Source organism: Spirosoma daeguense, assembly GCF_054776875.1.
This window is the reverse complement of sequence record NZ_BAAHBF010000003.1, coordinates 334,893-350,984: the sequence shown is the minus strand read 5'-3', so window position 1 is coordinate 350,984 and position 16,092 is coordinate 334,893. Positions and strand designations below refer to the sequence as shown.

Below are 16,092 nucleotides of genomic sequence, written 5' to 3'. Positions count from 1 at the left end.
TGTTGTATCAACAGGCTAAGTACTCAGAAAACGTGTCGTATGCCAAGTACTCTAGAAGTAAACTCAGACACGAATAACAAGTTTTTGTTCACTAATTAACTATTAGTCCAATTAATCAACCCATATAAACTGATTAATATTACATGACACATACATCATTTAACTCGCTGATTAATTGGGCATTATGATCTATTCATCAGTACAAAAGAGGATTATCAATAATTTTGTTAGATTAGAAAAATACAATTTTACTTTTTATCCACCAAGATAAAACTTCATAAACTAAAATAAATTTTAAATACACTATAAAATTATCAACACAAACAAAATATACACATTATCATGGCTTGAATGGCATTTACTAACCATTAAGTAAGCAAAAACTAATTAAAAATATATAATTGCTGGCACAAAATTTGACAGATAATTATAAGTGAACTGTATCATATAATTCTATTAACTTATTAAAATACAAAAATAACTTTTTATATAAAACATTAAACTATATCGATACAAAGATCTTTGCGGCATACACTTTGTCTTGTGGTTACTAATTATTCACTAACCAAAACATGCTGTCTATTAGATCATGTGGATTTTTACTTTAAAGGAATTTAAGTTTTCTATATTAATTAGTATAGCACTACTTTTTTCGTCAATTAACCTATTTGGTCAAAGTATTACAGGAACTGTCTTCCGCGATTTCAACGCTAACGGGACAAGGCAAACCACAGAGCCTGCCGTTGCTGGTGTAGAAGTCCGTGCTTTTAACAACCTTGGCGTGAATGTGACTCCTGGTGGTGTAATAACTACTCCCGCCAGCGGAACGTATTCGGTTACTCCTACAACAGGTGCCGGTACGTATCGACTCGAATTCACGATTCCGGCTACTTTTTCTTATCTGAATGAAGGTTTTCGAGCAAGTGGTGGAGCTGGTACGTCTATCCAATTTGCGGCAACTGGTGCAACTGGCATTAACTTTCCGGTTAGTACCCGTACTGATTATTGCCAGACAACACCACCTTTAATCACGCCCTGTTACGTTAGTGGCGATCCATTGGCTACTGGTAGCACCGTAGCAAACGAACACGTAATGGTGTCTTTACCTTATGGTTCAACAGGGGCCTCTCCGTCTATCACCCCCCTATCCGATGCGTATCAGATTGGTAGTGTCTGGGGGTTAGCCTTTCAGCGTGAAACCAATAAATTATTTTCTGCAGCCTTCCTGAAGCGGCATACAGGTCTTGGCCCTGCCGGACTTGGTGGAATTTACCTGACAACAACAACTGGCACAATCAGTAACTCTACCTATGTAGATCTGGAAAATACGCCTTTCAATCTGAATCTCGGACAGTCTCAAATTGCCGGTCGTTCGTTACCAGGAAGCGGCACTACGTCGAGTAATGATGCAGTTGCTTTTGACGCTGTAGGTAAAGTAGGGCTCGGCGGAATGGCTATATCCAGTAACGGCGCTACGTTATATACGGTTGACTTATTTAACCGACGACTTCTAGCACTATCGATAGGAAACCCAGCTAAAGCCTCGCTTGTAGCTAGCGACCTTACCATCATAACTATTCCTAACCCAGGCTGTACAAACGGCGTGGCGCGTCCGTTTGCCGTTCATGTACATGATGGTAAGGTCTATGTTGGGGTTGTCTGTACAGGGGAAAGTAGTGGAGGATCAGCCTCAAACTTATACGCTCACATCTACTCAATGAATGAAGGCAGCACTACGCTTTCGAGTACTCCCATCTTTAGCTTCCGCCTGAACTATACGAAAGGGTATGTTCACACTGGTGACACGGGCATAGGCTCGACATGGGAAACCTGGGCAAGCGATTTTTCGGGTATTAATGTTGGTAGCTCATCGACAGCCGGTGTGCGGGTTGCCCGTCCACAACCTATGCTGTCGGATATTGCTTTTGCGGATAACGGTGATATGATCATGGCCTTTATGGACAGAGGAGGCCATCAATTAGGATTCCAGCAACGAACAACAAATTCTGGAACTACTCCACTCTATAATGGCTACATCGGTGGGGATATTCTACGAGCCAATTTTAATGGAACAAACTGGACACTGGAGAATAATGGTGTTGTTGGCTCATTAACCACGGCAGGTACTGCTGCTGGGCAAGGGCCAGGCACTCCGAATGCGAATGGTTATGCCAGTGGACGAGAATTCTTCTACGAGGATAATTACTCAACGACTCACGAGGAAACTTCGATGGGAAGTATCGCCATCGTTCCGGGATCGAACCAAACACTAGCCGCAACGATGGATCCTCTCACCGTTTGGACAGGTGGATTCTCTCGATTTAACAATACAACCGGGGCAGCTCCAACAACCGATCGTGTTCAGATTTACCAATCTATCAGTGGATCTGATCCTAATCCGGCTACGTTAGGAAAAGCAAATGGCCTTGGCGATATAGAACCACTTTGTTCTCCGTCACCCATCCAGATAGGAAACCGGGTTTGGCGCGATGATAACAATAATGGGGTTCAGGACCCGAACGAACCAAGTCTGGCGGGCATTCGTGTTACGTTGAGCGGACCGGGTTTGAGTTCTCCAGTTAGTGTTACGACCAATGCCAATGGAGAATACTACTTCACTAATACCACGGGTACAGCAGCCACAGGTTATGCGTATAGTCTTTCGTTAACATCGGGTGGGTCATATACGTTGAGTTTCCCAACCAGCTTCAGCACCAACACACTAAGTTCGAAACCAAATTCGGCAACAGGAACTAATGCAGATCTTATTGATTCTGACGCAAACACAAACGGCATAATAACGTTTACGCTGGGTGAATCTGGACAAAACAACTACTCTTTTGATGCAGGTTATGTGCCCGGCGCACTGGCAATTGCAATCACTCAACCCGTTTGTAATACAGCTACGAATCAATACGTATTGACCGGTACGGTTAGTTTGACGAATGTCCCAGATGGCACACTTACCATTACAGATGGGGTAGTTAGTACGACACTTGCGATCCCGGCCAGTACTACGTCTACTACGTTTTCACTAACCGGATTACTGTCGGGCAGTGGCTCACACACCGTAACCGCTAGTTACTCGAACACGGCTCTTCTTCCGTCTAGTTTGACCTACAGTGCTCCAGCTTCCTGTACTGTGGGCGTAGCACTAAGCGTAACACCGGGAGTGTGTCAATCCGCAACGAATAGTTATTCTATTTCAGGCACACTCAGCTTAACCAATGCTATTGCTGGCATCGCTACCATCTCCGATGGTGTTGTTTCGACTACGCTCGCTGTAACGGCAGGCGCTACGTCGGTTCCGTATTCATTAACTGGGCTAACCTCTGGTACTGGAAGTCATACCGTTACGGTCAGTTATGCCAGCAAAACCGTTAGCACTACGTATTCGGCCCCAGCGGCCTGCGCTGTAAGTTTTTCTCTAAGTGCAACGCCGGGAATATGCGTGTCAACCACGAATCAGTATAGTGTGAGTGGTACGTTGTCGCTAACCAACGCAGTTGCGGGAACGGTCACCATCATCGATGGTGCGATTTCTACCACAGTTGCAATCTCGGCTGGCGCTACGTCGGTACCTTACTCACTCACCGGCCTTACCAGCGGAACAGGCTCGCACACCGTTACAGTCAGTTACGCCAATCAGACTATCAGTACGACCTACTCTGCACCAGCTAGTTGTACGGTAGGTGTAGCGATTGCAGCTATACCAGGAGTCTGTGTATCAGCTACCAACCAGTATAGCATCAGCGGTACGTTGTCGCTGACCAACGCTATTGCCGGCACCGCTACCATCACCGATGGAACAGTATCGACTACGGTTGCTGTAACGGCTGGTGCTACGTCGGTGCCATACTCATTAACCGGTTTCACTAGCGGAACAGGTTCACATACAGTTGTTGTTACGTATGCTACTAAAACAGCCAGTGCTACGTATACGGCCCCAATAGCTTGTACTGTGGGAGTAGCTGTAAGTGTTATTCCGGGAGTCTGTGTACCAGCTACGAATCAATACACTGTAAGCGGTACGTTGTCGCTGACCAATGCCATTGCCGGTACGGCCACCATTACCGATGGCGCCAGCACTACAACGGTATCTGTTAGCGCAGGCCAAACATCGGTACCCTATACGCTGGCGGGACTTAGCTCAGGAACAGGTTCGCACACTGTAACGGTTAGTTATGCAAATCAAACTGTCAGTGCTACGTATACCGCTCCGGCTTCCTGTACGCTAGGTGTTTCGCTAATTATCACGCCCAGTGCCTGTGAACCCACCACGAACCAGTATACGCTCAGTGGTACATTGTCGCTGACCAATGCGCAAGCCGGAACAGCCACCTTTACCGATGGAGCCATCTCTACGACCGTTGCCGTTGCGGCTGGTGCTACGTCGGTGAGTTTCTCTCTGAGTGGTCTCATTAGTGGAACAGGTTCGCACACGCTAGTGGCTAGCTTCAACGGTAACACGCAAAGTCAGACCTACAACGCACCAACTGCTTGTTCTATAAGTGTGGTTATCTCGGCCATACCAGAGGCTTGTGTACCAGCCACCAACCAATACAGTGTGAGTGGTATATTATCATTGACCAACGCCATTGCGGGAACGGCCACTATCACCGATGGCACGGTTTCGACTACTGTTGCCATTTCGGCTGGCGCTACGTCGGTACCTTACTCACTCACCGGCCTTACCAGCGGAACAGACTTACATACGGTTACGGTCAGTTACTCTAGCCAAACCGCTAGCACTACGTATACAGCTCCGGTTGCCTGTACGGTTGGTATAACTCTCTCGGTCATACCAGGAGCGTGCGTGCCAGCCACCAATCAATATGGCGTGAGCGGTATATTGTCATTGACCAATGCTGTTGCTGGTATCGCCACCATCACCGATGGAACCATTTCAACCACGGTTGCCATAGCTGCTGGTGCTACATCAGTTCCTTATTCACTAACTGGCCTGACTTCCGGCACAGGCAATCGTACCGTTACCGTCAGCTACGCCACACAAACCGCCAGCGCTACGTATGTGGCACCAGTGTCTTGTACGGTAGGCGTAGCCATTAGCGCAACGCCGGGCGCCTGTGCACCAGCTACGAATCAATACGCTGTTAGCGGTACGTTGTCACTGACCAATGCTGTTGCCGGTACGGCTACTATTACTGATGGTACCAGCACCACAACGGTGACCATTAACGCTGGCGATACGTCGATTCCATATTTGATAAACGGACTAGCCTCTGATGGAGCTTCACACACGGTAACAGTAAGCTATGCCAATCAGGCCGTCAGTGTTCAGTACACCGCACCAGTCTCCTGCTCCGTAGCACCTCCCTGTTTGTTAACTGTGCAGGTTACGCCAGGTCCATGCGACATAACGACGAATCAATACGTAGTAACTGGTTCGGTATCGGCGGTCAATGGTATTGGTAGCCAGATAGTAACGATTACTGATGGAGTAACCAGTACAACCGCAACTCTTACCGGAGCCGGCCCAGTCAGCTTTACACTGGCCAGTAAGAATAGCGATGGTATTTTGCATACGGTAACTGCTTCGGCCGCCAATTGTGGTACCAACTCAACTACGTATACGGCTCCGGTAAGTTGTACCCCCGGCGTTACGTTGTCAGCAACTCCAGACGCTTGCCAACCTGCTACGAATCAGTATAGTGTGAGTGGTACGTTGTCGCTAACCAATGCTCAAGCCGGAACAGCAATCATCACCGATGGTACAGTTTCGACTACTGTTGCCATTACGGCTGGTGCTACGTCGATACCTTATTCATTAACGGGCTTATCATCAGGTACAGCCAATCGTACTATTACCGTCAGCTACCTGAGCGTAACGGCTAGTACTACCTATACCGCGCCAGCATCCTGTTCAGTGGCACCAACATTATCGCTGGAAAAGAGGGTCAGTCAGTCTAAAGCTAATGTAGGAGATTTGTTAACCTATACTATCGTTATCACCAACACGAGTTCGGCAACAGCCACAGCAATAACGGTCAGAGATTCGGTAACTGTAGGGCTTAGGTATGCCGTCAATTCAGCAACTGCGCCATTAGGTACTACGTTTGCCCCCGGCTCTCCCGTCAGCACCTGGACTATTCCAACGCTGGCCCCACTGCAGAGCTTAACCCTTACCTTTCAGGCCATAGCAGACAGTAGCGGTATTCTCTATAACAAAGCTATGATTCCGGGCGATACGGCGTCTGTTTGCACATCGATACCCTATCGAGTTTGTCAGGGCGAAAGCTTCCAATTCGAATTGACTGCCCCCACAGGCCGAAGCTCCTATCAATGGTATAAAGACGGTTCTCCAATTCTGGGAGAAACCAGTAATGTACTCAGCGTAACCGCTGCTGGCAGCTATAGTCTGGGAGTTAACAATGCGAATGGTCAATGTCCCGATTTTAGTTGCTGCCCATTCATTATCGAAGAAGACTCCGTACCTAATTTCCGGGCAAACGCCATCGCTGCCACCTGTATTGGTAACTCGGTTCAGGTGAACGGGCAAATTGTCCTAGCAGATTTTAGCTCCGCTTATACCTATCAGTACTCAGCAGGAGCGACTTTTGATGAAGCAGCTTCCTTATCGGGTGCTAGACAACCCATACCAGCTAACGGTATTATTGCCAATACACTGGCTAACCCAACAACAGATGCACTCTATACTGTACGTGTCTACAACAGTGCAGGTTGTTATACCGACGTAACGGTCATCTTACGACCAACCGTATGCGGCTGCCCTGCGGAGGTTTGTGTGCCGTTTGTAATTCAGCAAACCAAGCGGGTAAAACGGATTGGCGATCCTCGATAATGAACACCAGCTACATGTGTGTATTTTGTAGTTAAGAGAAAGGTAAAGAAGTAGAACACAACACCGTCGAAGCCCAATCCTGCACAGGATTGGGCTTCGACGGTGTTGTTATAAGGTTGTTTATTCTACAAACAATAGTTAATCCGTATTTGAATCACAAAAACAACTATTCATAGCATCAAAACACTAAATGGCATAGTAATTGCTCAAAAATAGCCCACCTTACACATAAAAAAAATCAAACACTTTAAATTAACTTAACAAGTTATTTGAAACACTTATTATTGACTCAATTCATAAATAAGTATAGGCATTTTACAGATGGCATAACCTTTGTGTAAGTAGGCAAGCATAGATTGAGAATGTCCCAATCTACTCGTTTCGGTATGCCATATTGCTCTACGTTGATTTTTCCGAAAGCAGCTACAACCTCTCTTCAAGCCAACTCTAGTTTGAGTTATCTGGCCACGAGTATCGCTAACTCTCAACTACCATACCCTCTTTCTATCCAGAGTATCTCTGCTAGAACGATTTCACTCTGATCAGCAATTTCTGTCGAGCGCTTTAACCACTTTATATATGCTTCTATCATCTACTAAATCCAATTCAGGCTTCTGGAGCTTAATCTGGTTTGTAGGACTATTGTTTTTTAGTGTCCAGACAAAAGCACAGGTCACCTTGTCGCTGGAATACACTGAGCAGAATAACACAACTACCATGCCCGCTGGTGGTCAGTTATTTATGGAGATGAAATATTCTGCTTCAAGTACGACTACCAGTATTACGGGGGCCAAGATGGTTCTTAACCTACCCGATCAGATCATTGCAGCGGATAATTTTGTTGGTACAACTCACGCCCCGGTGGCCAACTTTGTATTTACCAATACACCGGGGGCTAAAAAGCTGGAAATTAATTTCATCAGTCCACTTCCTTCGGGCTCGAATGGTACGTTAAACGTCCGTTTATATACAGCTAACGGGAACGTTCCGAATGGTACGGTACTGCCGACTACAGCCGAATTTACCAGCAATGGCGGCTTCACATCCGGTCCAAAAAACTATTCGGTGACCCTAACGGCAGGCAATCCGATGATTTGCGGACAGAAAACAGTTCAATCGGCACCCACCGTTGATAATAACATCACCTACTTGATCCGAGTCACTGGTCGAAGCAGCACGAATAACTATGTAGCCGATGGCTACCTAAATGCAACCAACATAACTGTACAGGACACCCTACCAACTGGTGCTACCTTTATCAGTGCTGAACTTCGCCGTGGTGGCAGTACTATTGTTCCGACAACCATTACCCAAAGTGGCAGCATTATAACGGCAACCATACCCGACCTTATTGCGACTAGAACTGGCGCGGACTGGACTGTTCCAGACTATGGTCTTTTTATCACAGTTCGCTACAACACGGCCAATGGTTTCGCGGTTGGCCAGACTATTCAAAATCGGGCCGGCATTACGTTTACCCCGTTTGGTGGAACTCCTGTTCATGTCAGCCACGGTATGCAGCTAGACCCTGGCGCCTGCGTCAACGATCTGGACGAAACCAGTACGCTGGCGGCCCCCAATGTTGAAGCTTCTTTTTCCAAAACGCTGGATACAGGTCAGGGTACAACCATTCCCGTCGGGCAAAATATTGATTACTGTCTCAATTTTAGAAACAGTGGTAACGTAGAACTGGCAAACGTAGAAATCATTGAAGAAATCCCTGCTACGTTACGCTACGTGGGCCGAACCGGTAATGTTAGTGGCGTTGATCATATTGAATATCAAACCAATGTCAGTTCTACCTGGCAAACCTTGACCTTGGCTGGGCCAGGGCCAGTTGCTGGTGATCCCAGTGTGTATTATACTCGGCTCAAGTTTGTTCTCGTTTCACCTTTTCCGGCCAATACCTCTCTAAGTAATTTTAATGGAGGTAATAACTGTCTGGTAGTTAGATTTTCCCGCGCTCCCGGTACGCCAGATAATACAGTTGTCACAAACTGTGCTTCCTGGAGCAGTACTACGTCAGGTATACCTGCCTCACGCACAAGCTGCGCGCCTAGTGTTACGTTAGCGGCTGCTCAAACAACCGCACAGGCTTTTGTTCGAACAACACACGCACCAGCCTGCGCAGGACCATATCCAATTGGTCAAATTTTCACTCAGGTAGGTTCGTTATCGGCACTTGTGAGTGGTACAGGCATCGAGAATCCTGTTTTAATGATGATGCCTGAAGGTGCTGGTTACTTTGAGTATGTACCCAACAGTGCAATAGTTCTAACAGCGTTTAGCAGTCTAACCGTTACGCCTACATTTGAGTATATACCTAACTATGCCGGTACTGGGCGGCCACTCCTCCGCTGGACGTATCCAGCGGGTACTGTACTACCTAGTGGTGGCGGTGTAAGTGTTGAGGCAAAATTCCGATTAACCAATGTTGGCTTAACAGGGCATGTATTGCGTTTCTATACGAGTGGAACAAACATTGGTGCGTATCACCACTATAACGGAAGCCCCTCAATAACGCAAATTGATCAGTATGACCTTAATAACAACGGGCGCACTACCGATACACTAGGAACACAGGCAACCGCCTATTGGAGCTGTGGTATTACAGTAAGAACTTCAGCCTCGATGGAGTCGGTCAAGTGGGTAAAAGGCCAGCTTGATTCCGACTATTCCCGCTACCCTGCATCAGGGCTTACCGTGCGCGGAGGCAAAGCTGATTACAAACTCATTGTGAAAAACACGGGTAACATTCCGATGAAGAATGTAGCCATTGTTGATATTCTTCCGTTCATAAACGATAAAGGCGTTATTGATCTTAGCAACCGTGATACGCAATGGCGCCCCAATCTGGCAGCACCGATTTCTGCACCGACTGGCATTACTGTCTATTACTCGACTGCTCAGAATCCGTGCCGCGATGAGATGAAATCCTCATCGGACCCCTCACCATTCCCAACGGGTTGTACACCAGCCAACTGGAGCACAGTGCCTCCTAGTGACATCACTACCGTACAATCACTCAAATTCGACTTTGGCACCATTGTCGTCAACCCCGGCGATTCGCTGCAATTAACCTGGCCTATGCGTGCGCCAATCGATGCACCCGCCAACGGTGAAATCGCCTGGAACTCCTTCGGCTTCGTGGCGACCCGTAATGACAATAACGTAACGTTACTAGCGGCTGAACCGATTAAAGTAGGTATCAGTCTGGCCGCTCCGGCTCCGGCTTATTATGGTGATTTTGTCTGGTACGACACCAACCACAATGGCCTTCAGGACCCCGGCGAGCAAGGTGTTGATGGGGTTAAAGTAATCCTGTTTCAGGATAACGGCGACAACGTAGCCAATCCCGCTACGGATACCGAAATTGCCTTTACCATCACCGGTAACGGGGGTAAATACCTCTTCCCCAACCTGACGCCGGGCAATTACTACGCTGTTTTCTTCCCACCAGTTAGCTACTCGGTTTCGCCAGCGAATCAGGGTACAAACGATGCAATTGACTCAGACGGAACAGCCACCACGTATCTGGGTGCCCCGGCTTACATTACGTCAATCACTACGTTAGATGCACTGGAAGAAGACCTAAGCTGGGATTTGGGTATCTACTGCGGTATTACGCCTTCGGTAACATCTAACTCACCGGTGACTATCGGCGGTACTGTATCGCTATCGGCCAGTGGTGGTGCTACGTATAACTGGACAGGACCGAATAACTTCGTTTCTACGACACAGAATCCAACCATACCCAATGCCACAACGGCAAATGCGGGGGTTTATAAAGTAAACATCAATAGTGCCGAAGGTTGTTATGCCAGTCTGCTTATCGATGTAATCGTACAGAACTGTGTTAAGCCTAATGCGGGGTCTGATGTACGCATCTGTGCGCCAGTTACCAGCGCTACGGTAGTTGCAGCTGCTGCGGGCCAAACCTGGGCAGCACAGGCAGGTAATCCGGCCAGTGCTACTATTACGCAGGGTGGTCAGGTAGCCGGTATGACCGCCAACGGCACGTATAACTTTATTCTCTCGGTGGGCGTGGGTTGTAGTGATACGGTACAAGTTATCCGTAGCGGCTTAAGTCTGGCTATTACGCCCGGCACTTGTAACACAGCAACCAACCAGTATAACGTAACAGGAACAGTTTCGTTAACAGGAGCTCAGGCTGGTACGTTAACCATCACCGATGGTATCATAAGCACGACGGCAGCGGTTGCAACCAGCACCACAGCCGTTAGCTTCAGTCTGGTAGGCCTGGCAACGGGCAGCGGTAGCCACACCGTAACCGCCACATTAAGCAGTTGTGGTACGGCCAGCACTACGTATGCCGCACCGGCTAGTTGTACAGTAGGGGTTGCTATTTCGGCTACACCGGGAGCTTGCGTACCAGCCACTAACCAATACTCCATAAGTGGTACGTTGTCCTTAACAAACGCTACCGCCGGAACCGCTACCATCACCGATGGAATCAGTACCACAACTGTCTCGGTGAGTGCGGGGGCTACGTCGGTACCCTACACCCTGGTCGGTCTTAACTCAGGTACGGGTTCACACACCGTCACGGTGAGCTACGCCAGCAAAACCGCCAGTGCGACTTATACCGCACCAGTTTCCTGTACGTTGGGCGTGGCGCTGGTCATCACACCAAGCGCCTGCATACCAGCCACCAACCAATACGCACTCACGGGCACACTTTCACTGACCAATGCGCAGGCAGGAACCGCTACGTTTACCGATGGTGCTACGTCCACTACTGTGGCAGTAGCGGCTGGTGCTACGTCGGTAAGCTTCTCGTTGACGGGACTTAACTCGGGCACGGGTTCGCACACGCTGGTAGCTTCCTTCAATGGAAATACCCAGTCGCAGACCTATACGGCTCCAGCGTCCTGTACGATAGGTGTCGCTATATCGGCTACGCCGGGTGTATGCGTAGCGTCAACCAACAGCTACTCGGTAAGTGGTACGTTGTCCTTGACCAACGCTACGGCTGGAACCGCCACCATCACCGATGGAGCAGTGTCGACCACGGTGACCATAAGTGCGGGTGCTACGTCGGTGGCTTACTCGCTAACTGGATTAACTTCTGGTACGGGTTCGCACACAGTGACGGTGAGCTATGCCAACAAAACAGCCAGTACTACGTATGCTGCACCAGCTTCCTGCTCGGTCAATGTAGCCGTCTCAGTTACACCGGGGGTTTGTGTGTCAGCAACGAACCAGTATTCGGTGAGTGGTACGTTGTCCTTGACCAACGCTATTGCCGGCACGGCCACTATCACCGATGGTACGGCCACAACCACCGTTTCGGTGAGTGCGGGCGCTACGTCAGTGCCGTATACGTTGGCGGGACTCAACTCAGGTACAGGTTCCCACACGGTGACCGTCAGCTACGCCAGCAGAACAGTCAGTGTTACCTATACTGCTCCAGTAAGTTGTACGGTAGCCCCTCCTTGTGCGCTTAATGTGATTGTTACTCCCGGAGTATGCAACTCGGCTACTAACCAGTACGCACTAACGGGTAGCGTATCGGCAGTTAATGCCAGCGGTAGTCAGCTTGTAACCATCACCAGCGGCACCCGTAGCACCACCGTCACACTAACAGGTAACGGCCCGGCCAGCTTTACACTGACTGGCTTATCCAGCGATGGCGTTATACACAGCGTGGTGGCATCTGCTACGTCTTGCGGACAAACCAGCACTACCTACACCGCTCCCGCTAGCTGCACACTTGGAATGGCTCTTTCCGTTACGCCGGGTGTTTGTCAGAGTGCGACTAATAGCTACACAATTACAGGCACGCTTAGCCTGACTAACGCTACGGCTGGCACGGCCACCATTACCGATGGTGCGGTTTCGACAACAGTAGCCATAACTGCCGGTGCTACGTCGGTTCCCTATTCGTTGACAGGTCTTGCCAGCGGCACAGGTTCGCATACGGTAACGGTAACTTTTGCAGGCCAAACCGCTAGCACTACCTATACCGCACCCGTATCATGTCAGGGTTGTCCGCCAGCTCAATGTATACCTATCCTGATTCTACGGACAAGATGATAAAACGAGGTTGTAATGCTTGATGGCTAACAACAAACAGGATTCTATATAACAACAGAGGGACTCATGTGAGTCCCTCTGTTGTTATATAGCTATATATCGATTATATACTCGCAACACAGTCGTGTCCAGCAGTACAAGATAGAGGCACAAAAATTACCCATTAGTGAAAACGGCTCAGGCGATTTTTGCTGACGGGTAATTCTTAGACCACAACCACATTAAAAACAAATAAAATATTAATCAACGCTTTATATTAGTAACAATTACTCATAAATTATACCGAAAATTACTCTAAAGGTTATATAATATGAAGAAAATCTACCTATTCCTCTTTCTGTTAGGGTGCCTCTTTACGTCTCAATTCAGTCTGGCCCAACAGCTCAAATATCATCGTATCCGGGTTAACATTAATCCCGAACGACTGGAACATCTGTTCAATAACGGTCTCGAAGTCGATCACTTTTCCTACGAAAATAAATCTGTTTTCACGGCTGAAGTATCAGACGCCGATATTATCATTTTGCGTAAACATGGTTTAAAGGTTACTTACCTGATTCGTGACCTTGAAAAGAATTACCAGAAGATCAACGCAGGTATTGACAAGGAGAATAACCGCTCCAGCCAGAAGGCACGCGCCGAGGCTGTCTCTACACCCACTAATTTCAGTTTAGGTTCGTTCGGTGGTTATTACTCCTTTGCCGAACTGCCAACTATTCTGGATAAAATGCGAACGCTGTATCCGAATTTAATTACAGTTAAATCAACAATTGGTTCATCAGTTCAGGGGCGGCCTTTATACGTAGTAAAAATCAGCGATAACCCGGATGTGGATGAAAATGAGCCCGAACTTTTGCTGAATGCATTGCACCATGCCCGCGAGCCAGTTAGCCTTAGCCAGTTGATTTTCTTCATGTGGCATATCCTTGAAAACTATAATACGGATAAAGAAATACGGACACTTGTCAATAGCTCCGAAATCTACATTGTTCCCTGTATGAATCCGGATGGCTACGTTTATAATCAAACTACGAATCCGAACGGTGGGGGCATGTGGCGAAAAAATCGGCGGGCAAACTCAGGTGGTACGTATGGCGTTGACCTCAATCGCAACTATTCATACAACTACGCTCTAGATAATACGGGTTCATCGCCAACGACTTCGTCTGATACGTATCGGGGTACAGGAGCTTTTTCTGAACCAGAGACGGCTGCTCTTCGCAACTTTGCCGCTCAACACCAATTTGTTACTACGTTCAACTATCACTCATATAGTAACGTATGTATCTATCCGTTTGAGAGTCTTAACCCGAACAACAATTCCGAATTAAACACTTTCCGAAGTGCCGCTACGTATTTGACCGTTGAAAACGGTTTTAAAATTGGCAATGCCTATGAAACGGTTGGTTACAAAGCCAATGGAACCGCCCCTGACTGGGAGTTTGGCGAGCAGGTAGCTAAAAGTAAAATCTATGGTTTTACGCCAGAAATCGGTACGTCATCGGATGGTTTCTGGCCCGCTTCTTCCCGAATTATTCCACTGAGTAATACCATGATCGACATGAACCGGAAGATGCTACGTATCTCAACGTATTATGGTCGCGCTACCGCCAGTGGTTCTCCTATTTTCAGTGCAACGACGAGTTCGCTACGTTATCAATTTCAGAATTTCAGTATAAAACCCGCTAGTTATACTGTAACCACAACGGGTTTGAGTTCTTACGTTGTTTCTACCGGACCTGCCAAAACGTATATCGGTTTAGGTTTGCTCCAGTCGACGCCTGATTCTACTACGTTTTCTATTGCAGCCAATACGCCCAATGGCACTCAAATTCCGTTTGAAGTGGCTGTAGATAATGGTTTATCCGTTATTAAGGATACTTTGACTCTGACATTCTCAAACAATTGCGGTACGCCAACGACGCTAACTTCCAGCAACGTATCACAAACGGGTGCCACACTGAGTTGGTCGGCAGTTACCGGAAGTTCGTCATATGCTGTCTCCATAAAACCACAGAGTACAACGGCATGGCCCGCAGATATCAATGTCAGCGGAACCACATATACTCTTGCCGGACTAACGTCTAATACGACATATGACTGGCGGGTAAAATCATCTTGTGGCACTACGTATGCAACCGCAACGGTGAAAACACAGGCAGCTCCCACTACAAACTGCTATCGCGAAACCGGTGGAATGGTTGTATTTGAGGCTGAAGGTTATACAACCCGAACAGCCGGAACAGGAGCTGCCGCAGGTCGAAACTGGACGCCGGTCAGTGTAGCCAACGCATCGGGAACCACTGCCATGACAATAACCGGTGCCAGTGTTAATGTACAGAACAGTCTGGTTGGCCCCCGTTTAGATTATTCATTGAATTTCAGCACTGTTGGTACATACTACGTATGGGTACGAATGGCCGCCGGAAGCGACGGTATTTATGACGATTCGTTTCATATTGGGCTCGATGGTACAGCCGTAACTCTGAATCCGAATAGCAGCAACTACAACAACGGTAGTACAACCTGGACCTGGTTAAAAGCGGCCGGAAGCACAGCTTTTAAAGTGGTTGTCAACTCGGCAGGTTCTCATACGCTGAATATATGGATGCGCGAAGACGGGGTTCGAATCGACAAGATTGTAATGACAACGAGTGCTACGTATACACCAACAGGTATAGGTCCGGCGGTAAGCAATCCGTGTGGCAGCCCGGTTGCGAGAGAAGCCGCCAACGACGTAGCAGAAACAGTGACTGATCAATCACTTCAAGTAACCGTTTATCCAAACCCAGCCGATCAATACGTTAAGGTACGAATCAAACCGAATGGCCAGGAAGCCCAGTTACGTCTGATCAGCATTGATGGTAAGGTACGCCATCAGGCAACTATGACCGGAGCAGAGTCAGAACGTATTATTCAAGTAAATAGCTTACCTGCAGGCAATCATTTGCTCGAAGTGATCCGACACAATGAACGAAAAGTTATTTCGATCCTTAAACAGTAACTTCTGCTTTATCTCTTAACAACGAAGCCTCCTTATGGGAGGTTTTGTTGTTAAGAGATAAAGCAGAATAAGAATTTCCATAAAAAAATTGGTATAAAAAATGGCGAGCAGTACGTTGCTATTATCAAACCAGGAAACTACTAGTTAAATACAATACAATTTCAGTAACTAAGATCGCAAAATAATTAACCATTCTGGCATAGTATTT

Annotated in this window: 3 protein-coding genes; all 3 read left to right on the top strand. The window is 47.6% G+C overall.

Annotation, left to right across the window (positions count from 1 at the left end; all coding sequences use genetic code 11):
- Positions 1-589 precede the first annotated feature (589 nt).
- The 3 genes from ACYVD4_RS10520 to ACYVD4_RS10510 all read left to right on the top strand — a co-directional run bounded on the left by ACYVD4_RS10520 (position 590) and on the right by ACYVD4_RS10510 (position 15,884).
- Positions 590-6,823, top strand: coding sequence for an SdrD B-like domain-containing protein (locus tag ACYVD4_RS10520; protein WP_460945242.1), 6,234 nt, complete (start codon positions 590-592; stop codon positions 6,821-6,823).
- 579 nt (positions 6,824-7,402) lie between these two features.
- Positions 7,403-12,880 (top strand): SdrD B-like domain-containing protein, encoded by a 5,478-nt coding sequence (locus tag ACYVD4_RS10515; protein WP_460945240.1) that lies wholly within the window; start codon positions 7,403-7,405, stop codon positions 12,878-12,880.
- A 310-nt stretch (positions 12,881-13,190) separates the two neighbouring features.
- Positions 13,191-15,884, top strand: a complete 2,694-nt coding sequence (locus ACYVD4_RS10510; RefSeq protein WP_460945238.1) for a M14 family zinc carboxypeptidase — start codon at positions 13,191-13,193, stop codon at positions 15,882-15,884.
- Positions 15,885-16,092 lie beyond the last annotated feature (208 nt).

Excerpts from the sequence above, each read along its gene's own strand:
- ACYVD4_RS10520 (WP_460945242.1), top strand. The coding sequence starts at position 590 with ATGTGGATTTTTACTTTAAAGGAATTTAAGTTTTCTATATTAATTAGT.
- ACYVD4_RS10515 (WP_460945240.1), top strand. The coding sequence starts at position 7,403 with ATGCTTCTATCATCTACTAAATCCAATTCAGGCTTCTGGAGCTTAATC.
- ACYVD4_RS10510 (WP_460945238.1), top strand. The coding sequence starts at position 13,191 with ATGAAGAAAATCTACCTATTCCTCTTTCTGTTAGGGTGCCTCTTTACG.